We start from the raw sequence: 25,923 nt of genomic DNA on the forward strand, positions 1-25,923 counted from the left end.
AGCAATCTTGGCGTCGCGAACCGTCACCGCCAGTTTCAAATCTTCAAGGGTACGAGATTGTTCTTCAATGACCTTCGCTTGCGAACCTACCTCCGTCTGGAGTCGCTCAACCTGCCCCAAAAGTGTCGCAACAACACTGCGCAAACCCGCCAGGGAAAAATCGTCATTCGATTCAGTCGATGGAGCCATCTCCAGTTTGAATCATAACCGCGAGTCCCTGCCAAGCCCCCTTGCACGCCAATTTGCCCCGGTTACTTGTGCGGCAGCTATCTATTTGATTGTATTGTTATAAAGACTGGTTGCGGGGGCAGATTTGAACTGACGACCTTCAGGTTTTGAGCCTGAGCAAGAATTATGCATCATATTGAATTTTATTACAATTTAGACGGTCGAAAAATACTGGTGTTAAATGGTGTGCTAGAAATTGAGGTTTATTTCTGCCTAGACCGCGCGGTGTTAAGCGTGGCAAGCGCTACTTGGATAAGCACAACGGCCACTTGTGGGGCCAGCCAGATGTATATGATTTAGATGAAATGTGAATGCGATCTCCTTCCACCCTCATTGGGGACACAAAGAGTCTCTCATGTGCCTAGAGCGCGGGGACTATTTGCAATTAAAATCCGCAATATCGCAGAGCGGACGTGCAGGCTGGGCGATCGGTGCAAGCCTCTTTCTCAAGATGTTTATTATGCGCACCAAAGAGCGCATGTCGGGACAGCCCACATTTTGTCGCCAAAAGGCACCGTGTGTTCACCGGAATAAAGGACAATGCCGGTAAAGGATGAGCCCGCGGCCATGTTGGCCTTGAACCACTTCAGATGTTTGAAGCTTTCGCTATCAATGTGGGTGCCGGCCTTAACTTCAATGCCGACAATTGCGTTGTCGGCGCCTTCAATGAGAAAATCGACTTCGCGCTGTTCCCGGTCGCGGTAATGGCTAAGGCTGTACTTTCCTGCACCGATATCGATCAAGGCAGCCAATTGCGTATAGACAAAGGTTTCGATCAGCTTGCCATTTAGTTCTCCGTCCAGACGGACCTTGTCCAGTGACCAGTTCAGGCAGGAGGCCATCAGACCAGTATCCGCCATGAACAGCTTGTCTTTTTTGCCCACGCGCGCATAATCGGTCTTGGTCCATGGCCTGACACGATCGACCAGATACAGGGTTTCAATCGCGTTGATGTAGGATTCCAATGTTCCATGCGTCAGCGACAGCGGTGCGCCGATCGCAGAAATGTCCATGAATTTTGATGACCACGCCGCCAGAGCCTCTATCAGTTTCAGAAGGCTGTCCTGTCGTCGGATTTTGGCTATATCTTTTAGGTCACGCTCAATTAGCGCATCAAGATAGTCTCGATGCCACAACTGCCGTTCGCGAGCGTCTCCAAGGCGGACAGCTTCTGGAAACCCGCCTCGCAGTGCCCTAATCAGGTAGTCATCCTTGGTAAGGGAGGAGACGGGCATTGAACGCAAATCACCGGAAAACATGCGCTCAAGAAACCGCGGGTGGGTTCGCTCCATTTCACCTTCGCACAACGGACGCAGACGAATTTTGCGCACCCGGCCGGCCAAAGATTCACTCACCTTTGGTAGCGATTGTATGTTAGCCGAACCCGTCAGAATGAAGCGCCCAGGTGCCTGGTTTTCGTCAACGTCCTTTTTGACCGCAGTCAACAACGCCGGTGCGCGCTGAACCTCGTCGATGATCATCAAGTTGTCGCCATGCGCAACAAAGCCGTGCGGGTCGTCCAGGGCCGAATTGAGGAGCGTCTGGTCATCCAATGTGCGGTAGACGGCGCCCTCCCCGTCCTTGGCAACATGACGAGCCAAGGTCGTCTTGCCACATTGCCGAGGACCTTCCAACAGAATAACACGACGTGATGTCAGGGCATTCGTAATGGCGTCAGACTGCCAACGTGGATAGGTCTCACGCACGTCTCACCCTCCGCTTCCTTATTATTATGCGGTTTTTATATCAACCCCACGCGAATTTCAATTAAATAATCCGCGAATTTAAAATATATGTGTCGCGTTTTTATAGATAGCATTCCGACACGCTGGCCACTTAGCGGGGTTCGTTCCGGCAAAGGCAAGTGTCGCGACATAGAATTCCCGAGAAAATATTGCAGGGTATGAGGAAATACGAATTTTCCGGCACCGTTGCAAAATATGACCATCACTCTCAACTTTGCGATTTTGACTGCGGGTTGATGGGATGGATGATTTCAAGGGGCGCCACCATAGAGGCGAGATCATCCTCCAGGCGGTCCGATGGTATTGCCAATACGGCATCAGCTACCTGCACTCCCACCGAAGTCCAGTTACGGCACGGGCGTAAATACTTGCTCTAGCGTCTTGACCAAACCATAGTCCCACATTGCTTGATCGTGCCCGGAATAAATAGAGTAGAAAGTGCAATTTACTCCTGAGCGTGTGACCTCGTCGCAAATGCCGCGTGAGTTTCCGAAGAAGCCGTCATAATGACCTGCACCCACGAAAATCCTGACATTTTTGGTGGGCGAGAAATCAAATATGTCTGGTGTCGTCGCGACGCCAAACCCGCTCCCTCTTGACACGTCGCTAGCTCCTAGTCTGCACTAGCCTCATAATTGCACCGGCCTAATTTCGGTCAAAAAACAACCCGAATTGACGCTCACTGCTGAGCTTGGCGCAGGGGGAACCATGGTTAGGTTGGCATTTCAGAGTTTGGGCATCTACGGAAGCGTGGGACTCGCGCTCATAACCCCCACTTGTGCTCAGGCAACAAGCTTCGAGTCGGCTCCTGCCAACACCGCAAAAGCGCCCGACCCAAAACCCCAGCCCAAAACCGACACCATGACAGTTGTTGTCACAGGCAAGACACCTCCAGTGGTGCATAAGATTGACCGCTCCGTCTATGACCTGAAGGATAGTGCCCAAGCCCAGACCGGATCGGTCGGTGACGTTCTCAATACCCTGCCTTCGGTCAGCGTGAGTCCGGATGGCTCGCTTAACGTCCGCGGTACGGGATCGGTGCAGGTCCTGGTAGACGGCAAACCATCGGCCTCTTACCGGGGTGCCAATCTCGCCAATACCCTGCAATCGGCCTCCGCTAACGGAATCGCCAAGGTCGAGGTGATCACCAATCCCGGCGCCGAGTTTCGCACCAATGCGTCGATCATCATCAATCTCGTCACAAAGAAGAGCTCCGGCCAGGCTCCTGCTGGTGATCTGGTCGTCAATGTTGGAGAAGGCGGCCGCAGCAATGGTTCGCTCAGCGGCTCGGGTGGTATCGGCAGGTGGACGTTTAGCGCCGGCCTGAACTGGCGCCACGATCATCGTATGAGCATTGCCCGCACCGATCGTCTCGTCACCCAGGATGACGGCGGTTTCGGCAGCCATATGAATGAGGTTTATCGCATCTCTTCTCCGTTCGACATCCGCGTCTACGATGCTGGGATGGGGTATGCAATCTCTGACACCGACACTTTCAACCTTAACGGCCAGGTCGCCACCCGGACCCGGCCGCGTACGACCGAAGACCGTATTCAGTTTTTGGATGCCGCAGGTAAGATGATCACCGACAGCGTAACCCATGGTGACGGGCCGCAACACTTCAACAGCCGCTCCCTGACAGCCACCTACAAGCATAAGGGCTCGCATGACGGCGAAACTCTGACCGTACAGGCGCGTCACGAGGAAGATGACAACCTGCAGGATTTCCGCTTTGTCGAGGCCGACACCTTGCCGCTGCTTATGGCAAGAGATTATCGACGCTCGCGCGTAGAGCATCCACGGATTAATGAGCTGAGCATCGACTATATCCGGCCACTCGGTACCGACCGCCAATTCAAGGCAGGCATGGAGTTCGAGGTAGACCGGGAAGCAGCCTCCACCTATTCCGCCGAAATCGACACGAATGCCGGCGCCGAAATTGTTGATCCGTCCCAGACCAATGCCTTCTGGAGCCAGCAGACACTTAGCGCGGCCTATGCCGACTACCAGATGCCTCTCGGCAAATGGACCGTAGAAGGCGGTCTACGATTGGAGAGCCTGCAGACGCAGTTGCGATCGACTCCGACATCGCCGCTATTTTCGACCCGCGACACCGAATGGAGCCCAAGCTTCTTTTTCAGCCGAACCCTGTCGGAGAAGAGCAAAATTCACGTCAGCTATAGTCATCGTATCGACCGGCCGAAGCCGAACCAACTGGATCCAACCCCGCAGAACCTGGACGCCCAGGATGTCTATATCGGTAATCCAGGCCTGAAGCCGCAACAGACCGAGTCAATTGAGGCTGGATACGACTATACCACGAAACAGTTCAGCTTTACGGGCGCAATCTATTCCCGCCAGACGCACAACTCGATCGTCGACTATGCGTATTATCGAGACCCCGAAGATACGGTTCTAGTGTCGAGTTATGAAAACGCTGATCATGGCGCCGCCGATGGCGTCAGCATGTCGTTCGATCTCAAGCCCAAAGGCATGTTCCGCTACAACGTATCGACCGACCTTTATTACAATGAACTTGAAGCGTCTGTAGCAGGTATCCTGACGCGGCACTCAGGTGTGTCCCACAATATCAAAGCCAGCGTGACATTCGTTCCCAGCCGAGCTGACACTTTCCAGGCTAACCTGCAACTGCGTGGAAAAGCTCTCACAGCACTTGGAAGTTATTCCGGCGTAGCTGGCCTGGATCTCTCTTATAGCCGGAAAATATCACCTCGGCTTAAGCTGGTGGTCACAGCGCAAGACGTGCTGAAAGGTGCGCACTATTACCATAGAAATGATACACCGCAGTACTACGACCATACCTACGCCCAGTTTCCGAGCCGAATATTGTTTGTTGGGCTGGCGTACAAGCTTGGCGCGGTCCGGCCAAGCGGATGAGGACAGCTATCGTGCGTCAGCAACTAAGTTTCGCCACCCGTACGATGGTTGTCGCCCCTGCGAAACCAACTGATCGCGCCTCTAGAGCGGGATGACATTACTTGACTCCATAGCCCGAGTTTTGGAGATATCTGCGGCATTCTTCGGGCTCGAAAGCGTCGAGTAGAGATCCTATTCTGCGCCATGTTGTCTCTACCGATCTCTCCGCCGCTTTTCTGAGCAGGTGTTTGAGTTTCGAGAACACCTGCTCAATAGGGTTCAGGTCTGGACTGTACGGTGGCAGGAAAAAGAGTTTTGCTCCAGCACGTCGGATGGCTTTTCGGATAGCTGGACTTTTATGGCTACCGAGGTTGTCCATGATTACAATGTCACCGTGCTTAAGTGTCGGCACAAGGAATTCTTCGACATATAGGTTGAACGTATCCGGCATGAGCGCCCCACATACCATTTGATTTAGGTTTGCGCGATGATGCTCCTATCAGCTTTTGGCGAAGGAGTTCAGATGTACGATGATGGTTTTGATAAGTTCGGGGCGCGGAGGTGCGAAATGTAGACAACGGGCCTAGGATCCGAGAGATGCGGGCTCTGGCTACCGGTAGGCTTTGAGGTACTGAGCTTCGAACTGAACCTTCATCCAGTGAAACAGGCCAAGCCTAGGCAGCGCAAAGTTACGCCGGGTGTCGCGGAAGACCAGAATGCCGGCATCAAGTGTATCGACGATGCAGATCAGTTCCGATTTGAAGTCATGGGCTGTATGCTGGCCCTGAAGGGCATCCTTGATGGTGTGCGCCACAGCCTCTGCCTGCAGGTCCGCCTGGTGCGCCTGTTTGGCCATCCAGTCCGGCCCGGGATAACTGCCGGCGTCGCCCACAACATAAACTTGAGACACCCCCTCTGCGCGACATGCAGCATCCGCCTGGATGAATCCGCCGGCGGAAAGTGACAGTTCGCTCCCTTCGAGCCAAGCCGGGCCGGTCAATCCGGGCATGAAGAGAACGAGGTCCGCAGGTATCTCACCGCCTTCTGTGACCACCTTGCCGGGCTCGATCCGAACCATCTTATGACCTAGGCGCGTCTCGATCTGGCGGCTCGTCATCTGTTTCAACAGGCCGCTGACGGCCTTTGGGCCGAGCCTCTGTCCCGGCTCTGTCGACGGATTGAAGAAGACCAGTTTGAACTTGTGACGCCTGCCCTGGCGCCTCAAAAGGGTGTCGAGTCCGAACAGGAACTCGAACATAGGCCCGCCCCGCACGGCGCCAAGCTCATTCGGATTGGTCGCAAACCCTATGGCGATCGTACCGCCCTGCATCTGCGCCAGCCTGTCCCGTATAATTTCGGCGGCGAGCACGCCTTCGCAGGGGATGACGGCGTTTTCAATGCCAGGCAGTTTGCGGATATACCGCCCGCCGCTTGCCACGATCAGAATGTCATTGGAAACGTCGCCGGTATCCGTCTCAACCAAACGGCCGCCCTCGACGACACGTTGCACCGCCCCCTTGTGCCAAATAACCTTGTGCTGCCTGAAGAAGTTGCTGAGCGACACTTTCAGGTCATCACCATGGCGTAACCCAGCGGGTACCCAGATTAGACTCGGGTAGTAGAGCAGTTCGTTCGTCGGCGAAATTATCGTGATGTCAGCGTCGACACCGCGCTTGCGTAACTGACGGACCGTCGTGAGCGCGCCAAACCCGCTGCCCAATATCGTTATGCGGATCATAATGCGCTTCCTATCCATTCGCCAAAGCCTGAGGCCATGACCGCTACGGCTGTCCGGCGTGCTTTAGTCCCATGGCCCTGAAGATCAGGGCCGCCGGGCAAAATTTGGTGAAGGCGAACTGGAACAGGTTCGCGCCCACAAAAACGGTCAACCAGACAAAGTAAGGACTGATCCAATGGGTTAAGGCGACGCTCAAGAGGACCATAAATCCAGCAAAGGCAAAGACGGCACGTTCTACGGTCATGGCAATTTCTCCTCTTTCAGCTTGTGGGCGCCCATCAGATCCAGCGCCATTTTCTCAAAAAACATCTCGCTCTTGCCGGCCTTGACCTTGCCGATGAAGTAGCTTTCGAAGGCAGCCTTGGCCATGTGAACCCACTTGCCCGATGCCGACCAATTGATATTGCGTGGCGGGATCTGCGGCTGGGCGAAGAAGGCGACCCCGCCGTCGCCAAAATCGGCCAAACAGATGGCATTCCAGGTCGCCTCATGCGTCGGCGCTCTCCCGGCCAGGATGTCCTTGATATTGTGCGCAATCGCCGTGCACATGGACTCAATCATGAAGCCGGTCTTGGGTACGCCCACGGGGACAGCCGTCTTGCCCATGGGCGGGATGGCAACGCAGACACCAAGGCCAAAGATGTTCGGGAAGGTCGGATTTTGCTGGTGCTTGTCAATCAAAATAAAACCGCGCGGATTGGTGAGCCCCTCAATCCCTTTGACGGCGTCGACGCCCCGGAAGGCGGGAAGCATCATGGAAAAACCGAAAGGCAATTCGTGGTCCGTCTTGTGAGCGCCGTCATCGGTCAGTTCCTCAACGAACATCCTACCCGCCTCAACCTTGGACACCTTTGCATTGGTGATCCATTTTATATGCCGGTTGCGCATCTCGGATTCGAGTAGGCCTTTGGTATCCCCTACCCCGTCGAGACCCAGATGACCGACATATGGCTCAGATGTCACAAAGGTCATCGGCACGCGGTCGCGCACCTTGCGCTTACGCAGTTCGGTATCGACGATCATGGCAAATTCGTAGGCAGGTCCAAAGCAAGACGCCCCCTGAACGGCGCCGATCACAACGGGGCGTGGATTGGCGGCGAGATCATCGAAGGCCTTTGCCGCAGCTATAGCGTGGTCGACGTGGCAGACCGATGAGGTGAAGCCATGAGGCCCCAGCCCCTCGATCTCGTCGAAGGCCAGTTCCGGGCCGGTGGCTATGACCAGATAGTCATAGACCAACTCCATGTTGTCATTCAGGACCAGCTGGTTCTTGGCCGGCTCGATCGTCTTGGCGCCCATGGTGTGGAAGACGATTCCCTTCTTTTTGAAAACAGGGGTAAGTTTGACCTCGATCGCTTCGCGCGTACGCCAGCTGACCGCGACCCAAGGGTTAGACGGCACGAAATGGTAGGTGTCGCCCTTGTTGACGACGACGACTTCCGCCTTGTCGCCGACGGCCTCCTTGATCTCAAAGGCAGCGATCGTGCCGCCAAGGCCTGCGCCCAGGACGACGATGCGGGGTTTCAGTGTCTTGCTTGGTTCCTGTGCCATTTAGGCTTCCTCCGTGTTTGCGACCCCTTTCCCACCTTGTCGGCGGGAAGAATGAGTCTTGACCTTGCATTTGACTTATCTTATATTCGCTTTATCGAATTTGCAAATGATCTTTTTTACCCTTCCGGAAGGACCGCCCCAATGTTCAGCCTGTTCACCGTCAATAACCTCACCCCGGCAGACGTGAAAACCGGCCTCGACGAAGGCAAGATCGTACTCGTCGACGTTAGGGAGGTGGGAGAACACAATGCCGAGCGCATCAAAGGTGCGGTCAACGTGCCCCTGTCCAAGCTCGAGACGGCAAAACTACCGGACGCAGAGGGCAAGACCTTGGTTATGCACTGCCAGGGCGGCGTTCGATCGGCTAAGGCCGTGACGCTTTGTCGCAAGCGCGGCCTTATAGTCGACCATCACCTGGCGGGCGGCATTGGTGCCTGGAAGGCCAGTGGCCTTCCAACAACTCGATAACAGATCCCAAGAAACGACCTAAAATCGTCAGGAAACCAACATGTTCCGCTCCAAACCTTCCTTTCTCGTTCTTGCTGTCGCCTTGTCTGGCATGGGGCTTACAGCCTGCGGCCATAAGGAAGAGGTGGCGCAAGTCGCCCCCTTCAAAGGCGAAACGCTTCGTATCGCGCCCCATTTGATCCATGACGTTAAGCCGGTGGCGGCAACCTTGACCACCCGGCAGATGGGCGAGGCTACGGCCCGTGTCTCAGGCGTGCTGACCTCCCTTAAAGTGCACGAAGGCGATACGGTCTCACAAGGACAGGTGATCGGCTTTGTGCAAGATCAAAGGCTCAATCTGCAAACGGGGGCTTATGATCAGGCGGCGGTCGCTGCCGAAGCCCAGGCCAATCTGGCACGCGCGGCTTATGCGCGGACTCAGACCTTGTTCGACAAGGGTATCTATGCGCAGGCCAAGCTGGATCAGGACAAGGCAGCCGCCGCGGCTGCCAACGCCAATGTGCAGGCCGCCCGCGCCCAGGCCTCCGCCAGCGGCGAAGGCGCCAGACAAGGCGCGATCCTGGCCCCCGCATCTGGGCGCGTCATCCATGCCACCGTACCTGTAGGCTCCGTTGTTATGGCTGGCCAATCGATTGCCACCATTACCGCAGGCAATCGTGTGGTGCGGATCGAGTTGCCCGAAGCTCAGGGGCAGGCGCTGCAGATTGGCCAATCCCTGTCGTTGGACGCCAATGGTATCCGTGCCAACGGTACGATCACTGAGGTGTACCCGTCGGTGACCGCCGGCCAGATGGTGGCGGATGTAACCGCGCCCGGCCTTGAAACCGTGGCCATTGGTCAGAAGGTCGTCGCCTATATTGGGCTTGGCCAGCGCAACGCCGTTGTTCTACCCAGGCGTTTTATCGCTACACGTTATGGCCTCGACTATGTCCGCCTCCTGCAAAAGAATGGTGGCGTCCTCGAAACAACGGTCCAGACAGCCCCCACAGGTGATCCCGATCAGATCGAAATTTTGGGCGGGCTGAACGTCGGCGACACGGTCGCGGTCTATGGAGCGGGCCAATGAACGACGCCAAGCTGGGCTTATCCGGTCGCCTCACCAAGGCGACATTGAACTCGCCGCTGACGCCCCTGTTCCTGATCGTCGCCATTATGATCGGCCTTCTGGCCGTCATGTCGATCCCGCGCGAGGAAGAGCCGCAGATCAGCGTGCCGATGATCGACATATCCGTCGCCGCCCCCGGTATGAAGGCGGTCGATGCCGAACAACTGATCGCAAAGCCGCTCGAAACCATCGTCAAGAGCGTCAACGATGTCGATCATGTCTACAGCTTTATTGATGATGACCGCGTTCTGGTGACGGCACGCTTCAAGGTCGGCACAGATCCCGACAATGCGGCCATCCGCATTCATGAAAAACTTAGCGCCAATATGGACCGCCTGCCGGTGGGTATCGCCGCCCCTCTGGTGCAAACGCGCGGCATCAATGATGTGCCGGCCATGATCATTACCCTGTCGCCCAAGCCGGGCTTGGGTGACACGCTGAACGACACGGCCCTCTATAATATGGCGACGAAGCTCAGGACCGAACTGGCCAAGGTGGATAATGTCGGCCTGACTTTTATCGTGGGCGGTCGGCCTGAAGAAATCCGTATCGAACCCAATGCGGCCGCCATGGGTGCGCATGGTGTGGCGCTGGATGCCCTGATGACCGCTGTCAAAGGCGCCAATACTCGCTTTCCGGCGGGGGCTATCCGGTCAGACAATCAGGCCATGGCGGTTTTTGCGGGTCAAAGCTTAAAGACGGCGACCGATGTCGGCCTGATTACGGTGTCGTCAGTTACCGGTCAAAACGTTCTGGTCCGCGACGTGGCGACGATCATCCAGGCGCCGCGTGAAGACCAGTCGCACGTCTTTCGCTATGCACACCTCGCCAATGGAGCCTGGGCGCAGACGCCGGCGGTCTCCCTGGCCATCGCCAAGCGCAAGGGCGCCAATGCCGTCGTCCTGTCGGGTGCTGTCTTGCAACGGGTTGAGGCGCTCAAAGGCACGCTGATCCCGGCCAATGTCGACGTGTCCGTGACGCGCGACTATGGCGAAAGCGCCAATGAAAAGGCCAATGAACTCCTGTTTCACTTAGGTCTCGCCACCGTCTCCATCGTTATTCTGATTGGCTTTGCCATTGGCTGGCGCGAAGCGGGTGTCACCGCCGTGGTTATTCCGACGACGATTCTACTGACCATGTTCGCCTCGAACCTGATGGGCTATACGATCAACCGCGTCAGCCTGTTCGCCTTGATCTTCTCGATTGGCATTCTGGTCGATGACGCCATCGTCATGATCGAGAACATCTCACGGCACTGGGGCATGAACGATGGCAGGAACCGATTCACGGCCACCGTCGACGCCGTGGCTGAGGTTGGCAACCCCACCGTGATCGCCACCCTGACCGTGGTCGCCGCCCTCCTGCCCATGCTGTTTGTCTCCGGCCTGATGGGGCCCTATATGGCGCCAATCCCGGTCAATGCGTCGGCGGCCATGATCTTCTCGTTCTTTGTTGCCGTCATTCTGGCGCCCTGGCTGATGATCCGCTTTGCCCGTAAGACGCTTAAGGCTGGGGATCACGCACACGATCATGAAGGTTTCATCGGTGCGCTCTATCGCCGGGTCGCCGCCAGCGTCATCAAAGACAAAAAGTCAGCCGGGCGCTTCCTGGCGGGCGTCGGCATCGCCACGTTGGTGTCGTGCGCCATGTTCGCCACCAAGACGGTGACCGTGAAGCTTCTGCCCTTTGATAACAAATCCGAGCTTCAGGTCATCGCTGACCTGCCCAAGGGCACATCGCTGGAAGCCACCCAGCGTATTCTCAATCAGGCGGCGCAGATCACCACCCAGATGAATGAGGTCGAAGCGATCGACTCCTATGCCGGCACCGCCACGCCCTTCAACTTCAATGGCCTGGTGCGGCATTACTATTTCCGCAGCAATCCCGAACAGGGCGATCTCAATGTTCTTCTGGCGCCCAAGGACAAGCGCTCGCGCGCCAGCCATGCCATCGCCATCGACCTGCGCAATCGCCTGAAGGCCATACCTTTGCCAGCGAATGGCGTGCTGAAGGTGGTCGAGGCCCCACCGGGACCGCCGGTGATGGCGACGCTTCTGGCCGAGGTCTACGGCCCGGATGCCGCCACGCGACGCGCCGTCGCCGAGAAGATCAAGGCGATCTACAAATCCATCCCCTACATCGTCGACGTCGATGACAGCTATGGCGTGGCCGCCCCCAAGCTCTCTGTCGTCGCGGATCGCCAGCGCCTTGAAGCGCTCAATGTTTCTGATGGGCAGGTTTATGCCTCCGTCAACGCCCTGATGAACGGCCAGGTGCTCGGCTATTCTGACCGCGGCGATGGTCGTGATCCGTTGGAAATTTCCCTGCGCCTGCCTCAATCACGGCGCACGTTCGATCAGGCGCTTCAGGCCATGCCGGTCGCGGCATCAACCAGCACTGCAGGCACACGCCTGGTCTCACTGGGGGAAGTCACGACCGCCACCCAAACAACAGGCTCCCCCCATATCTATCGTCGCGATGGCCGCGATGTCGATATGATCATGGGCGAAATGGCCGGCCAGTATGAGGCGCCCATCTATGGCATCCTTGCCGTCGACAAGGCGATCAAGGCGGCGAACTGGGGCAAGCTGCCCACGCCCGTCATCCGTCTGAACGGCCAGCCCAATGACGAAAGCCACGCCACCGTCCTGTGGGATGGCGAATGGGAGATCACCTGGGTCACCTTCCGCGACATGGGCGCTGCCTTTGGTGTCGCCCTGCTGGGCATCTACGTGCTGGTGGTCGGTCAGTTCAAAAGCTTCAAGCTGCCTCTGGTCATTTTGACGCCGGTGCCCTTGACTCTGATCGGCATCGTCATTGGCCACATCCTGTTCCGTGCCCCCTTCACGGCCACCTCGATGATCGGCTTTATTGCGCTTGCCGGGATTATCGTCCGTAACTCGATCCTGCTGGTAGACTTTATCCGCCACGCCGATAAACTGGATGCTGAGGGTCATCCGCGTCGTTTGCAGGATATCCTGCTCGATGCCGGGGCCACCCGCTTCAAGCCGATCCTGTTGACCGCTCTGGCCGCCATGATCGGCGCCAGCGTTATCCTCACCGACCCGATTTTCCAGGGGCTGGCGATATCTCTACTGTTTGGACTTCTATCCTCGACGCTTCTGACCGTTCTTGTTATTCCGGCAATTTATGTCGTCATGCGTGGCGGCCACGACAGTAAAGGTAAAGTACCATGATGCAAGACGCCTCCCCGATGGTGTTGGCCGCCAACGCCCAAAAGGCCAGCCGTTTGCTGAAGCTGATGGCCAGCGAACAGCGCCTCATGATCCTGTGCAAATTGAGCGGCGGTGAACAGAGCGCCGGTGAGTTGACCGAACTGGTGGGCTTAAGCCAAGGCGCCGCGTCCCAACATCTGCAAAAAATGAAGGCCGAAGGGCTGGTGGATACCCGGCGCGATGCCCAGACCATCTATTATCGGCTGGCCGACGACGCCGCCCGTCAGGTCATCGACCTGCTCTGCAATATCTACGGTAAGTGAGAACAGCCATGACCAAAGACTATATCCAGATCACCAAAGACATTTCCGCCAACCTGAAGGGCCTGCGCAAGGACATCCCGGAAACCATGCAGGGGTTTTCGGCTATGGCGCAAGGCGCGTTGAAAGACGGAGCGCTCTCGAAGAAGACTAAAGAACTGATAGCCCTTGCCATCGGCGTCAGCACGCGTTGTGATGGCTGTATCGGCTTTCATGCGGAGGCTCTGGTAAAATTGGGGACGACAACGCAAGAGGTCGAAGAGGCGCTGGGCATGGCCATCTACCTGGGCGGCGGCCCGTCCTTAATGTATGCCGCCGATGCCATGGCGGCTTTCGAGCAGTTTACAGAAAATGCGGCAAAGGGCCGCTAGGGCCGCAAAAATAAGCGTCTTGGCCACCATTTTTTAGAACCCTGCCCACCATCAGGGCAAACGGCAATCTTTGTTACGGAATGCAACTCGAGTAAGGATTCTGGCGTCTTGACGACACGTGTATTTCAAGCCGCAATGTTACAAGACCGGCGTGTAGCTAAAAATTTGCCCGAAACAGCCAGCGAGAACCCCTTGCCAGATCACGACCTGTAACCAACTGAATTTTATTGGCTTTTACGTCTACTCGAAACGTAAAGCTCCGATGCATTTCCAACGGGTAAGAACAGGTCCGCCCCCTAAACCGAGCCCGATGGGTGACATGCGCAAGGGACTACTCGATGATGCTGCTTCAAGCCTCGTAGCCTAGGTTGACAACATCGTCGTAGGTGTACGATGAAGCCCAAATCAGTGGCCTTTCGAATCATCCATCAAGATGATCCCTTGAATCCCGTCCAGCCAGATTTATCAACTGGGCTAGGTTGTGTCGGTCACTCCCTTCAAGCATTTCGAACAACCTTGAAATGTTCTTGGAAAGCCGCACAAAAGTCCTGCCAAATGCAACCTTCCGAGCCATCATATCGACGGCGTCAGACGGGTCAGCAATGTCCCAATGCCCGATAATTGGCTCCCCGGGTAAGTTAGGGCACATCTCGCCTGCGGAGTTATTGCAAAGGGTTATGACGAAATCCATTTTGGGAGAGTCAGCTTTCGCGCCCATTTCAGACTCTGCCTGAACGGATAAGCGTCGCATCAGTGAGTTGGAAACCCTCCTTTGAGGTATCTCCCAGCACTTCAAATGGCGGGTGGCCGACATTCGCAGCAATAGCTGAAAGACTATTTATTTCCCCATCGCCAACGCAACCCACCTTTTGTCTTTCGACCGCACACAAACAGGAAAACGATAGTGGCCAGAAAAATTAGTGCCATCAAGACTTCAGGCAGTGTATCTGAGTTTGGCCGCATGGCGAGTAGAATTGCAGAGGCCGCAAAAACGAAGGCCAGGTATCCTAGATACACCAACCACCCTTGCCACGTGATGGGGCGCCCTGAACCAATTCCATAACGCCTGGGGGCAAACCATGGCTTTGAAGACATAAAAAAGCTCCCAGACGCAGAAGCGTCTTAGTGATTGACTATGAAGTCGGTAATGACGGAAACGACTGCAGGAGAAATCGGCAGCGTAGGGTCTGCGTACGTCGCGAAATTTGCGCTACGATCAGCCGGCGCACTCTTGAGGACATGATTGGTATTGGGTATTTTGGCGAGTTCGGCCCTGGGCTGGGCGTCTTTGAGCGCAAGGGCGTCAGCCATGGACACCTGTAGGTCGGTTTCACCCTGAACAATGAGGATGGGACCTTGATAAGCCCGAATAAGTTCGGCAGGCCTGATCTTGAGCATGCTGCGCCAAAACGGCTGTACAGCAGGTGAAAATAGCCCTTGAAGCGCGGGGTGCATAGCGCTCACATCAGCAGCCTTGTCCGACTCCAAGGCTTGCAAGACCGAGAACGCATCCCCAAGCAGTGGAGCGTTGGCAGGGTTTGCTTTTAGTTGCTCACGCAGAATATCGCCCGCCGGGCGGCCAGGGCTAGCAATCAATATCAGCCCGCACAGATCGGTTGGATCCTGGGCGGCAACGAGAGCTACTAAACCGCCTTCGCTATGGCCGGCTAGCCAAACACACTTCGCACCGGTGGATTGGCGGATTTCCTTCACCCAGACATGCGCGTCGGCAGCTAACTGAGGAATAAACACTGAATTGGCATCGACGGCGCCCGCAGCACTCGCGAACATTCCACGCTTATCGACTCTCGTCGAAGCGATGCCCTTTTTACTGAGCTCTTCCGCCAAAAGCCTATAACTACTGGCCTTGACGCCTAGGGGGTTATTGCCATCCCGGTCAGTGGGGCCCGATCCGGCCAATATCAATACTTGAGGCGTAGCCCCTTTAATATTGGCGTTTTGAAAAGTGCCATGTAGGGGGCCAACGGAGACGTCGTCTGCTTTTGCGGCCTGAGTCGAAAGCAGGGCGGCCAATAATAAGGCAGCGTACTTGATCATCCTATATCCCCCTAAAATTTTGAGAAGCAACTTTAACGCACCCTGCCGATTGGTTCAATGGCTAGCCCCGATAAGGCATCTGAATACCGAAGATGATTGAGCTTTGTGCTCTGAAGGACCGTCGCAAGTTAGCGTAAAGGCGGGTTTTTCTCGAGTTGCGCCTGAAAGCCGTGCCCCTTTAGCCACGCGATCGCATGCAACCAGTTTCGTTTTTGAACTTCGCGGAAGACGATATGTGTATCGTCCCGTCTCTCAGGCCAGCCGGCCACTCCGCCTTCGGGCGGGGCACCCAGGTCGAGAAGAGCTAATACCATGTCCTCGCTGGCTTCACGGTCGGCACTGACCCGCGCAAGGAGGTTGGCGCCCTCAACCGATTTGAAATCGAATTTTTCATCATTGAGCACGTGCAGGCCCCGCGCCGTGAAATGAACGACGTCAGCGGTCAGGGCCATGGCGTCGATTTCCGTCTCAGCTTCAGTCACTGTCTTCGGCATGCCAACATTCTCACCGACATAGTCCACAATCTCGCGGCTTTTCAGGCCGATATTGAGCGTCAGGGTCTGCTGGGGACTGTCGGTCAATAGCGCGGTCCATATTCCGGCAGCCGACCACACGTCCGCTGCGCGAATGTGTTGAAACAGTTCCTCAGCGGCCGTTGGCGCAATGTGCCAGCTGTGATGTCCGACGACGTCGACATTGACGTTGCCAACATAGTCGACCCTGCCGTCGCCATGGACCGTGACAGTGTAGTCCGGGCAAGCGCCGAGCCCGCAGTCACTGCGCTGCAGAGTGACGCTCATCTCGGACAACGGCGCTTTCGGCATGTCTTCGTGGAAATTGAAGTGGACTTCTTCCGGTATCCAGACGGCTACTCGCGCTCGCACCGGCACGCCATTGACGCTCACGGGATCAAACCGCCAGGTGTCCATCTCCTGAAGCAGGGCACGCCGTTGCCGTGTCAGCCCCATGCGCTGCAACGACCAGCCGTGCAACGGATCAAGACACTCGACCTTACCGTCCGTCGTCACCACCACGGAGATGAAGCCGTTTTGCCCGCCAGGTATCGGACGGTTGTAGACGCTAGGTTTGATTTGGAAGAGAGGGTTCCCCGTATCGAGGTCCCGATGGTACAACCGATGACCATGTGCATCCGGGGACGCATAGCCATCATCCGCCGATGTTATTTGCTGCGGCTTACATTCAAGGACATCGGCCGAGGCCACTGAAGCCGATGCCACAAGCAAGAAGCTCGCCGTAGCCAAGAAGACCCGCATGCACACCCCCAAATCCGATTTAACAGATTAACGCCGCGACAGAGTCGTTGCAACCCAAAGCTTGTTGATCACTGTCACTCCAATTCATGACTCCTCTTGGGAGCACCTTCGTGTGGAATTATCGAAGTGGTGAACGCCGTATAGGGTAAATAAGCGCCCCAAGCTATCCAATGTGAGAACTGAGTATGCCCAATTAGCAGCGTCAACCCAGTTTATACCGCCTAGCTGGTTCAACAATCATATCTGCTCGTGGGCAGGAACTATCGTCGCCTTGGCGCCCAATGCATACATGTATGTAGCGCTTGAACGACAGGCCCAAAAGTGGAAAGAGCGATTATCAGCGGCAGATCCACTTGCTGCGGTGGGCAACATCAAAATTGGTCGCAATAGGAGCCTCGCGATGTGTCAACAAAATCGCGGTTTCGCTAACACTTTCCGACTTCATGTTTAAAAAGTTCAATTTTGTTACCATGAGCACCGACATGTGTTAGACATGTTGACCCCGACCTACATTATTCCAGATTTGCCGCCGCTATAACTTCCGGGCGCGCAGGATTCCCGGCGGATCGAGCACCCCGTGCTGGCGGCTGGCTTAAAAGCGGCAGGGGCGCCTACCGGGGACATGGCATTCGCTACTGCCGTTGCCGCTTATGCACAGTTGCTACGCGGAGATACGAATATGGGCCATTTCACACTAGTGTTGTGGAATCAACGGATGGATTCCACAACACTAGCTTCTCCGAAGTGGATATTTACACCACCCTAAAATTCCCGATCGGGAACTATATTGTATAGTTGGGGAACCCCTCCAGCAAAAGTTCCCGATCGGTGACTTGCTGTGGACATTTTGAGGATTACATGCTAATTGTCCCCGTACAGGTACACAGCATGTCTAATCGCCCGCCTCTGCCCCCGACTGATCATGATTTGCTCGCCGCACTGGGCGGCCCGCAAATCTCCATGCCTGAGACCTTGGGATATAATCCCGTCTTGGACCTTACGAAGGTGCAAAAGGCCCTTGATCTGGCCACCGGTAAAGAGGTTCTGGCAGAACTGGATAGACGCCAGTCTAGCCCAAATGGCTTGGGCCTCGATCCCTTGGCGGAAATCGACAGCATTCAGAGGGCAATCGACCTGTCCACCAGTAAGGCCTTGCTCGCTGATCTCGAAGACCATCACAAGGTCATGACCGCAGCCACGCAACTTGGCTCACTCGCGGAACTGAAACAGCACACATCCTTGTTGTCCCTTGCCAGTCACCCCGAGGAATTGGCGCAATTGCAGGAACGTCACAAAGCTTTTATGGCGCCTCTGGAGCCGGATCACCTGGCCGAACTAAAGAAGCAGCATGCGGCGCTGGAACCGGCCATGGGCCTTGCCGATCCCCAGCCAGCGGGGCTTCCACGTATTGTCGCTTCCAAGCCGCCCGCCGCCCGCCATACGGACAGTGCGCCCGTATCGACCGTTCCTGATCTGGGCCGCATCGTTCAAAAAAAGCGCAAGACGATGAAGCTGACGCAACAGCAGTTCGCTGATCTGGCCGGCGTGGGCCGACGTTTTATCCTGGAACTGGAGGCTGGCAAACCGACCTTGGAGTTTGGCCGGGTTCTGAAGGTATGTCAGGCCGCGGGCATCGATCTGATGGCGGCCACACGATGAGGCTCGATATCTGGCTTGATGGCGTGCCTCGCCCCGTCGGCACCCTGGAATCCTTCGACAGTGGCGCAGTCGACTTCAGCTATTCCGAGGCATACCTGGCAAGCCCCGTCATGAGCCTGTCCCAATCCCTGCCTTTGCAGCATGGCGGCCAGGGCGATGTTCTGTCGCGCGCCTTCTTTGACAACCTCCTCCCGGAAAACGATCAGACCCGTCAACTCATAGAGCGCGAAGGCATCAGCCGCGACGATATCGTAGGCATTCTTCACCATCTGGGCGCCGATTGCTCCGGAGCCATCTCCTGCCTGCCCGAAGGCGCCCCTCCTTTGAAGGTGCCCGGCGATCTCAGCGCGGACTATCGGCCGCTTGGTGACAAGGCCCTCGCCGAAATTATGACGTCCCTTGCCGATTTTCAGCGCCTGCCTGACGACATGAGGGACCCCTCCCCCCTCGCTGGTGTACAGGGCAAGATGGCGCTAACCGTTTTGCAGGATGGGCAATTCGCACTGCCCGCCACAGAAAAGAAGGTGCCGTCGACTCACATACTCAAGGTTCCGGCCCGCGCAGACCAGTCCGACGTCGATCACGAGTGGGCGGCTTGCGTCTTCATGGCTAGGCTCGGCCTGTCGACCTCTATGCCCCGGCGGCTGAATGTCGACGGCGTGAAGGGTTTACTTATCACTCGTTTTGATCGCTGGGAATCCGAAGGCTACATTCGACGCTTGCATCAGGAAGACTTCGCCCAGGCAATGGGCCTGCCACGGGCGCTAAAATATGAACGGCGCGGCAGAGAAGGTCGCGCATTCACCGCTGCCGGGGTTTATGGTCTGCTCGATTGCGTCAGAAACCCGGCCACAGACCGGCGCCTGTTCCTCATCGCGACACTCATCAATCTCGCCCTCGGCAATAATGACAATCACGCCAAAAACCATGCCCTGCTCTACATCAACGGCGACATTCCGGTTCTGGCACCATTTTACGACATCTTGCCGGCACGTTTGAATAATGACTACACCGATCAATTGGCATTCGACATCGGCGCCGCCAAGCGACTGGAGGAAATTACCTCTGATGATATCGCTGCCTTCTTTGCCACCTTCGACATCGAAGGGAGCCGTTACAGGCGTTTCCTCGAAACCGAGGTGAAACCCGCATTCAACCAGCTTGACCAACTTGCCAAAGAGTTAGGTACACAAGGCATGAAAGGTTTCGACGACTCGATTGGCAATAACCTCATGCACTTCGCCGAAGTAATGTCCCTGAACCTGGACATCCGTGAACGCGATCTGTTTGTCGCCCGCGGCGGTGGTTGGATGGCCGGGAGTTAGTTGTACTCAGAATAACCGGTCTGTTTCCGCCCAGCTATGCTTTTAAAATCTGCTCGAACAGGAAAAAAACAAGGCAAGGTCGGGTAGATCGCTGACCGGCTCCTGAAGCTCGACATGGTGACCCTTGATGAGCCAGGCGACCTACCGTTTAGCGCCTCTGGTTACGCCTTATTGTTCCACATGCTTACACGATCCTTTGAACCCCGCAGCCAGTTCCTCTGGCTTACATTTCCTGTGCAACGAATATTGCCTTTTTAATACATATTCTCTTTATATCGAATATTCTCTGAACAGAGAATAAGGCAAATGGACCGATTATCCTACGAACGCTAGAACACGAACGACTAGGCATCGAGTAGGAAGTCGTCAGGATGCTTGGTGTCGGCTGGAAAGCACCCATTCCGCAGCAGCGGCGCCGCTCAAAAGACAGCTAAGGCAGCGACAAAGATAATTACCCCGCTTAGCCATATCCTCGCACGCCCGCCAGATCGACGTTTCATCATTTCCCCCGAAGGTCAAATAGGCATACCGGTGACGAATATGCCAGCCCGCATTGTGCGGCATAGGCTGATGCAGCAGTCGCTTTCGCGCCTTATCGGACATTAGGTTACCCCGTCCGCAACGGTTGGGCGTGGAAACTTCTTGCGCTGCAGCCTTACTGTTACAAAGAGGCGTCAACACAGCGTCGAAGGTTGCGGCTACGGTCTCAGCGCTTAAGTTTATGCTATGCAGACACTCGTCTTTGTATCTCTTTTCACTGTAATAGCCGTTCTTCCTGCTATGTTTGGCCGCTCTATTGGCCGTTCCGTCAAGGGAGGTATAGCCTTTGCGTCGGTTCTGCTTGGCGTGGGCATAGTTATGGACCCACCAGCGCGCCATAGCATCGAGGCTGTTGAAAGCGAGCGCGACGATTCTGAAGCTTCGAAAGATGGCGAGTAAATCGCTCGCCTCCGGCGGCAGAAAAGCGCACGCAGCGACCATCGGGCGAGATCTTTTTAATATGCTGAAATTGACTTCTGCAAAGAGCAGCCTTGGGCCTAAACCGCATGACAAGTTGGTAACTTGACAAACGGCGCCGCACATACGAAGCTTTTCGTATTCAGTGGAGGTAGACATGACCTTGATTTCCCGGCGCACCTTTGTGACATTGGCTTCTGTTGCAATTGCATCGCCGTCAATCGCTCACGCTGATCCCACATCCGCCATGGAAGCCACTCTGGCAGAGCTGCCACTCAGCGACGGCAGTGTCCTGCGCTACAGCCTAGCGGAGGCTATGGCATCGTCGGGCATCCCCGCCATCAGCTTTGCCGCCATTTCGCGCTTTGAAATCGCCGTCGCCAGGGCTTATGGCGTAACGGCCGTGGGAGAGCTGACGAAGGTTACGACCCGCAGCCTGTTCCAAGCCGCATCCGTTTCGAAACCCGTGACAGCAACGGGGGCATTGGCCCTGGTAAGGCGCGGCAAGCTCGACCTCGACAATAACGTCAATGACCGCCTGAAGTCTTGGCAAGTGCCGGACAATGAGTTTACCGCGAAGGAAAAGGTCACGCTGCGCCGGCTGATGTCGCATACTGCCGGACTTAGCGTCCACGGCTTTCCTGGCTATGCGATCGGTGCTCAACGTCCGACGGTGCAGCAGATTCTCGACGGTAGCCCACCTGCCAATACGGCGCCGGTACGTGTGGTGTTCGAGCCCGGAAGCCGTCAGGAATATTCGGGAGGTGGCATCACGGTTGAACAGCTGATGATGAGCGACGTCACAGGCAAGGCGTTCGAGAACCTGATGCGCGACACCGTTTTACAGCCAATGGGCATGCGCGATTCCACCTTCGCCCAACCCTTGCCCGACGGCATCGCCTTGCGGACAACAGCAGGTACGTTGTTTGATGGCACTATAGTGCCGGGTCGTTCCCATATCTATCCTGAAATGGCGGCCGCCGGTTTGTGGACCACTCCAACGGATCTGGCGCGCTTCGCCATACAAACGGCAAGGGCACGACTGGGCCAGGCCGATGTGGTCCTGGACGTCACAATGATGGAGCAGATGTTTCAGAAAGTGCCGAATGGCGATATGCTTGGCTTTTTCAGCGACCCCAAAAATCCAGGTGTGTTCACGCATAATGGCGGCAATGCAGGGTTCCGCTCGTTGCTCATCATGAACAGCGTCACCGGCAACGGCATCACCGTGATGACGAATGCCGACGGCGGCTGGGGACTGATGGAACTGCTAAGCCACCGCATCGGCACGCTCAGCGGCTGGACGCACGATTTCGGCGGACCTGCACGGGCGGTATGGCTGGTCGCCATCACAAACGGTGCCAATATGGCGCTTAGCCACTTTGAAGCGGTCAGATCTACCGCGCAGGAATCCGATCTCAACGAGGCCGGCCGGATTCTGCTGGCGAAGGGGCGAACTGATGAGGCAATCAAGCTGTACCGCCGTAATGTCGAAGTCTATCCGACGTCCGGTAATGTCTATGACAGTCTGGCCTGGGCCTATGAGGTCGCGGGCGATAAAGCACAGGCGACTAGCAATTACCGCCTGTCACTGGGACATAATCCGGCCAACGAAAATGCCCTGGAGCGGCTGAAGGCGCTGGAATAAAATCGAAGACTCTACTTCCAGCCGCAGCGAAAGAAGGCACGCCAAATAGTCTGCTGGGCAGGAACCGTCTTCGCCTGTGCGCCCAAATAGATGTCAGCCCCGAAAGAAGCGGACCTTAAATCGGCGATTTACTCCAACTCCCTGAATCAAAGAATGGGGGCGACGTGGGACTACCCGAACATGGTCTGCGCTCAGGGCATCTCAACTTAGCTGCGAATTACCGGCGTGCTACCCAAAGAAGAAAAACCAGAGTAGGAATGTGCATACCGCTTGGGGGCGAAAATGAAGATGATCCTGGGATTAGTTTTAGCGCTTGGTCTAGTTGCCTGTTCTAACTCTGGCAAAATATCGGGCGTTTACGTTCGAGAATCTGACAATCAACTTTTGTTCGTCCAGATCGTAAAGACAGATGATGGCAAGTTGACGGGCCGTAGCGAAACGGTTGCCATACTGGCGGATGGAAGTATCAAGGATGAGTCATTTCCGTTAGAGGGCTCCGCAGACGGCATGCAACTAAGTCTAAAAACCAACGTTCTTTTCGGCATGGGGCCGTCGTTCAGCGGCACGATTTCAGGCAATGCGCTAACCATCGTTGGTGATGGCGGTCAAGCGGTGTTGAAGCGCACGACCCTTGAGAAGTTCACTCGTCAAAAGAACAGCCTCTCTGCCGCCGCCAAAGGCATTGTGGCGACCAAGGATCGGGCCAAGAACGAAGCTGACAAGCAAGCCTTCTTGAAAAATTTGGCGGACGATGGGGACGAACTCGAAACCAAGCTACCGCAAGTTTTTGAACGACTTCATCAGAATGTACAGGCGGTATTAGAAAGAACCCAAAAGCGCCACGATGCCATAGCTGGAAACCTCAAAAAATTGCGGGCAAAAAGGTTGATTGCCTCGCCGGATGATAAGATTTCCATCGAAGGCGACATTCAGAGCGAAGTGGGCGATATGCAGTCTTTAGCAAGTGACTATGACGCTACTGTCAGCGAAGTTCGGAACTCATATGATGAGCTTGAAGCTGTTGTAAATTCCTTCAAAGCCAATTGTGAGAAGGCTTCATCATTGGGTTATGCGCCCTTACCAGTTCAATGCGCCGATGCACAAAGTTACATCGCGAAATATAAAAAAACGCGCGCCATAGTCAAAGATCAGTTTGAAACGGCTGGCACCGGGTTGTTTCCGAGATCGCAATAATTTGGGCCCGGGGCTGATTTTAACTTAGCTCCTTCATTGAGACATGCTCGCAATGGACCACCAAGCGGCCCGATGCGGAAATCACTGCAAAAGGTCGCTATGTTGAACTTTAACTTCACATCTGATCGGCGCCCCGGAAGATTCCCTGTTTGCAATTATTGCCTTTGTATTCATTTTTAATTATCTTGAATACGGAAGCGAGGTTTTAAATGTCTCAGATGACCACCCTGACCGTTCGTGTAAGCGGCGTCCTTAGTGATTTTGTTGCTCAAAATGTAGGCAACAGTGGCACTTACGAAAACGTCAGTGAGTATATTCGCGACCTGATCCGAAGGGACAAGGCTCAAGCCGACGAGATTGCCTTTCAAAAGCTGAAGGCCGAGTTGACGCACGCCTTTGCCACACCTGAAGCCTCCTACAAGCCTCTGTCTGCCGATGACGTAATTGCTCGGAACCGGCCTTAGTCGTGGGCGTTCTTATCCAAGAGGCTGCATCCTTTCGTCTTGATGAAATTTACCGCTATACCAGGGACACCTGGGGCGACGACCAAGCAGAAAAATACATCACTGGTTTGTGGATCGAGATGCAAGGCGCGAGCTCAAGGCCAGTACCGGCAGAATTTGGCGTCAATGGGTATTTCTTCCGATACCAAAGCCATTTCGTCTATTGGCGTCGCCTATCGAGTGGCGATATAGGTATTGTGACAATCCTCCACCAGCGCATGCACCAGATCGCCCAGCTTAAGGACGAGTTCGGAGATTAGCACCTGGCTCGGATAGAGTTCGCTGCGTTACATGGTCGCCTGTGCGCCCTAACCGGACTTACCACATGCCCCAGCTTTTCCTGCCTGATAGCGGAAAGCGATATGGCCTTTAAGGCACCTGTTATGCGCTGGTCTAGAGTGTCAGGCTTGGCCCGCATAGCTAGTTCGGATATCGACACCTTCGCCTACTTGCACAATTTTGAATTTGCCTTCTTCTCAAAGGATGAGCATTTCAGCGATCAATGCCAATGCCTTCGTTTCAGAAGTGCTGAACAGCGCACAAGTCTGGGGCGTCAGAGACAGGGACGGTTTTCCTACCTCCACGAATGCCTCCGGGGAAACGGCTATTCCGTTTTGGTCGTCGGAAAAGCGGGCCATGTCGATCATCAAAACAGTCCCGGCATATAGCGATTTCAAGCCGCAGGCGATTCCATTGTCGACGTTCATCGAACGGTGGATACCTGGCTTGAAAAACGATGGCCTCAATTGCGGTGTCAACTGGTCTGGAAAGAGTGTGACGGGATACGATCTATCTCCGACGGATTTGATGGCTCGATTGACAGCGGCTCAAGGAAAATCCTAATCCCGCCAATTAGGAGTCTGTCCTTGCTGACTAGGCCAAAGCAAAGCTTGGCCGCCTAGCCACGGGCCTTCTAGTAAAGCCTGGCATCCGGGTCGGTGGTCGACGCGTGAGTTGCGTTGCTCCGCTTCTCGCCGTGGAAATCGCGCTCGGGGTTGAGTGCGGTGGACTTTGGCGGCCGCTTCGCTTCAGCGCCAGAGCCGCTGCCGTCAGCGTCGCCACCATCGGTCTCGTCCTTGGGCTTGAAGCTTTTCATGCTAGCCCAGGCTTCGATCGAGGTGCCGTCGACCGAGAAGTGCTCGTCCGACAAGAGAGCCTTAACTCGCGGCTGGCTCAGCAAGGCGGCCAGGAACTTGGCGGCGATGTCGGCAGCCAAGAGCCGATCACGGTTCCTGGTGAATACCGTGACGTCCCAGATCGGCGCGTCCATCGACAAGCCGACGAACCATCGGAACAGCAAATTGTAGTCCATCTGCTCCATGAGCTAGCGCTCCGAGCGGATCGTGTAGAAGGTCTGCAACAACAGGACCCGCAGCAGCTTCTCCGGCGGGATCGATGGGCAGCCGATGGCTGAATACATCGCCTCGAAATCCGGGGACAGAACTTCCAACGCCTCCTCGACAATCGCGCGGATGGACCGCAGAGGGTGGCTTGGCGGAACGCGTGCTTCGCAGCTCACATAAGAAAACAGACCCGCCGTCTGGATATCACTGCCGCGCATGTCATGCTCCTGCCAACCAATCACTAAGGCATGGAATCACGGCAATACTCTCGCAGCAAACGCCCTTTTTCCGCATACTGTTAGGTTCAGGGCGAGATGGCCGGTAAGGTCAATCGACATGCCAATCACATGTTCAATATGCTGGTCTTAAGGATGACGCCCTCC

The 25,923-nt window shown here is 55.7% G+C and carries 21 protein-coding genes and 4 pseudogenes; 15 read left to right on the plus strand and 10 right to left on the minus strand.

Annotation, left to right across the window (positions count from 1 at the left end; translation table 11 throughout):
• A partial coding sequence (locus B060_RS27815) for a hypothetical protein (RefSeq protein WP_026172966.1) occupies positions 1–189 on the minus strand: 189 nt, incomplete at its 3' end.
• A 497-nt stretch (positions 190–686) separates the two neighbouring features.
• Positions 687–1,934 (minus strand): ATP-binding protein, encoded by a 1,248-nt coding sequence (locus B060_RS0120000; protein ID WP_018083588.1) that lies wholly within the window; start codon positions 1,932–1,934, stop codon positions 687–689.
• Positions 1,935–2,214: 280 nt separating this feature from the next.
• On the opposite strand from B060_RS0120000, the pseudogene B060_RS27395 reads away from it, so the two are divergent.
• Positions 2,215–2,298 (plus strand): annotated as a pseudogene (locus tag B060_RS27395) (IS6 family transposase); the annotation flags it as partial.
• A 536-nt stretch (positions 2,299–2,834) separates the two neighbouring features.
• Entirely contained in the window at positions 2,835–4,871 is a 2,037-nt protein-coding gene (locus tag B060_RS0120005; RefSeq protein WP_162149141.1) for an outer membrane beta-barrel family protein, read from the plus strand.
• Positions 4,872–4,968: 97 nt separating this feature from the next.
• Here the strand turns inward: B060_RS0120005 and B060_RS0120010 are convergent.
• The 4 genes and pseudogenes from B060_RS0120010 to B060_RS0120025 all read right to left on the minus strand — a co-directional run.
• Positions 4,969–5,310: pseudogene (locus B060_RS0120010) on the minus strand (transposase); the annotation flags it as partial.
• A gap of 150 nt (positions 5,311–5,460) precedes the next feature.
• On the minus strand, positions 5,461–6,588 hold the full coding sequence (locus B060_RS0120015) for an NAD(P)/FAD-dependent oxidoreductase (RefSeq protein WP_026173013.1): 1,128 nt from the start codon (positions 6,586–6,588) through the stop codon (positions 5,461–5,463).
• Positions 6,589–6,631: 43 nt separating this feature from the next.
• Positions 6,632–6,832, minus strand: coding sequence for a YgaP family membrane protein (locus B060_RS0120020; RefSeq protein WP_018083592.1), 201 nt, complete (start codon positions 6,830–6,832; stop codon positions 6,632–6,634).
• Positions 6,829–8,139: an NAD(P)/FAD-dependent oxidoreductase gene (locus tag B060_RS0120025; protein ID WP_018083593.1), complete on the minus strand. Its 1,311-nt coding sequence runs from the start codon at positions 8,137–8,139 to the stop codon at positions 6,829–6,831. The genes B060_RS0120020 and B060_RS0120025 overlap by 4 nt, the downstream gene beginning before the upstream one ends.
• A gap of 51 nt (positions 8,140–8,190) precedes the next feature.
• Here B060_RS0120025 and B060_RS0120030 point away from each other — a divergent pair, with 51 nt between their 5' ends.
• The 5 genes from B060_RS0120030 to B060_RS0120050 are packed head-to-tail and all read left to right on the plus strand — an operon-like array spanning position 8,191 to position 13,579.
• Positions 8,191–8,607, plus strand: coding sequence for a rhodanese-like domain-containing protein (locus B060_RS0120030; protein WP_236621674.1), 417 nt, complete (start codon positions 8,191–8,193; stop codon positions 8,605–8,607).
• A 40-nt stretch (positions 8,608–8,647) separates the two neighbouring features.
• Positions 8,648–9,673 (plus strand): efflux RND transporter periplasmic adaptor subunit, encoded by a 1,026-nt coding sequence (locus B060_RS0120035; protein WP_018083595.1) that lies wholly within the window; start codon positions 8,648–8,650, stop codon positions 9,671–9,673.
• Entirely contained in the window at positions 9,670–12,909 is a 3,240-nt protein-coding gene (locus B060_RS0120040; RefSeq protein WP_018083596.1) for an efflux RND transporter permease subunit, read from the plus strand. Before B060_RS0120035 ends, B060_RS0120040 begins: the two co-directional genes overlap by 4 nt.
• Positions 12,906–13,211: an ArsR/SmtB family transcription factor gene (locus B060_RS0120045; RefSeq protein ID WP_018083597.1), complete on the plus strand. Its 306-nt coding sequence runs from the start codon at positions 12,906–12,908 to the stop codon at positions 13,209–13,211. The genes B060_RS0120040 and B060_RS0120045 overlap by 4 nt, the downstream gene beginning before the upstream one ends.
• Positions 13,212–13,219: 8 nt before the next feature.
• Positions 13,220–13,579: a carboxymuconolactone decarboxylase family protein gene (locus B060_RS0120050; RefSeq protein ID WP_018083598.1), complete on the plus strand. Its 360-nt coding sequence runs from the start codon at positions 13,220–13,222 to the stop codon at positions 13,577–13,579.
• A gap of 1,122 nt (positions 13,580–14,701) precedes the next feature.
• Here the strand turns inward: B060_RS0120050 and B060_RS0120060 are convergent.
• Together B060_RS0120060 and B060_RS0120065 are read right to left on the minus strand one after the other, a co-directional pair.
• Complete coding sequence (locus B060_RS0120060) at positions 14,702–15,637, minus strand: alpha/beta hydrolase (RefSeq protein ID WP_018083600.1); 936 nt, start codon at positions 15,635–15,637, stop codon at positions 14,702–14,704.
• A gap of 128 nt (positions 15,638–15,765) precedes the next feature.
• Positions 15,766–16,911, minus strand: coding sequence for a DUF6438 domain-containing protein (locus B060_RS0120065; protein WP_018083601.1), 1,146 nt, complete (start codon positions 16,909–16,911; stop codon positions 15,766–15,768).
• A 553-nt stretch (positions 16,912–17,464) separates the two neighbouring features.
• On the opposite strand from B060_RS0120065, the pseudogene B060_RS28525 reads away from it, so the two are divergent.
• From B060_RS28525 to B060_RS0120075, 3 genes and pseudogenes are all read left to right on the plus strand, one after another.
• Positions 17,465–17,677: pseudogene (locus tag B060_RS28525) on the plus strand (hypothetical protein); the annotation flags it as partial.
• Between the two features lie 122 nt (positions 17,678–17,799).
• A complete protein-coding gene (locus B060_RS27820; RefSeq protein ID WP_018083602.1) occupies positions 17,800–18,570 on the plus strand; it encodes a helix-turn-helix transcriptional regulator in 771 nt (256 codons plus the stop codon).
• Positions 18,567–19,895: a HipA domain-containing protein gene (locus B060_RS0120075; protein ID WP_018083603.1), complete on the plus strand. Its 1,329-nt coding sequence runs from the start codon at positions 18,567–18,569 to the stop codon at positions 19,893–19,895. The genes B060_RS27820 and B060_RS0120075 overlap by 4 nt, the downstream gene beginning before the upstream one ends.
• 366 nt (positions 19,896–20,261) lie before the next feature.
• On the opposite strand, the gene B060_RS0120080 is transcribed toward B060_RS0120075, so the two are convergent.
• Positions 20,262–21,011, minus strand: a complete 750-nt coding sequence (locus B060_RS0120080; RefSeq protein ID WP_155847914.1) for a hypothetical protein — start codon at positions 21,009–21,011, stop codon at positions 20,262–20,264.
• Between B060_RS0120080 and B060_RS0120085 the strand changes: the two genes are divergently transcribed.
• From B060_RS0120085 to B060_RS26805, 5 genes are all read left to right on the plus strand, one after another.
• Complete coding sequence (locus B060_RS0120085) at positions 21,010–22,500, plus strand: serine hydrolase (protein ID WP_035423585.1); 1,491 nt, start codon at positions 21,010–21,012, stop codon at positions 22,498–22,500. The two genes, B060_RS0120080 and B060_RS0120085, sit on opposite strands and share 2 nt — an antisense overlap.
• Before the next feature lie 282 nt (positions 22,501–22,782).
• On the plus strand, positions 22,783–23,694 hold the full coding sequence (locus B060_RS0120090) for a hypothetical protein (RefSeq protein WP_155847913.1): 912 nt from the start codon (positions 22,783–22,785) through the stop codon (positions 23,692–23,694).
• 218 nt (positions 23,695–23,912) lie between these two features.
• Positions 23,913–24,158 carry a ribbon-helix-helix domain-containing protein gene (locus B060_RS28350; RefSeq protein WP_413783258.1) on the plus strand — a complete coding sequence of 82 codons (246 nt, stop codon included), beginning with the start codon at positions 23,913–23,915 and terminating at the stop codon, positions 24,156–24,158.
• 2 nt (positions 24,159–24,160) lie between these two features.
• Positions 24,161–24,457: a type II toxin-antitoxin system RelE/ParE family toxin gene (locus B060_RS0120100; RefSeq protein ID WP_018083608.1), complete on the plus strand. Its 297-nt coding sequence runs from the start codon at positions 24,161–24,163 to the stop codon at positions 24,455–24,457.
• A gap of 223 nt (positions 24,458–24,680) precedes the next feature.
• Positions 24,681–25,040 (plus strand): DUF2750 domain-containing protein, encoded by a 360-nt coding sequence (locus B060_RS26805; RefSeq protein ID WP_081606955.1) that lies wholly within the window; start codon positions 24,681–24,683, stop codon positions 25,038–25,040.
• A gap of 73 nt (positions 25,041–25,113) precedes the next feature.
• Here the strand turns inward: B060_RS26805 and B060_RS25330 are convergent.
• Positions 25,114–25,758, minus strand: a pseudogene (locus B060_RS25330) (transposase); the annotation flags it as partial.
• Positions 25,759–25,923: the final 165 nt, after the last annotated feature.

The organism is Asticcacaulis benevestitus DSM 16100 = ATCC BAA-896 (genome assembly GCF_000376105.1).
GTDB lineage: Bacteria > Pseudomonadota > Alphaproteobacteria > Caulobacterales > Caulobacteraceae > Asticcacaulis > Asticcacaulis benevestitus.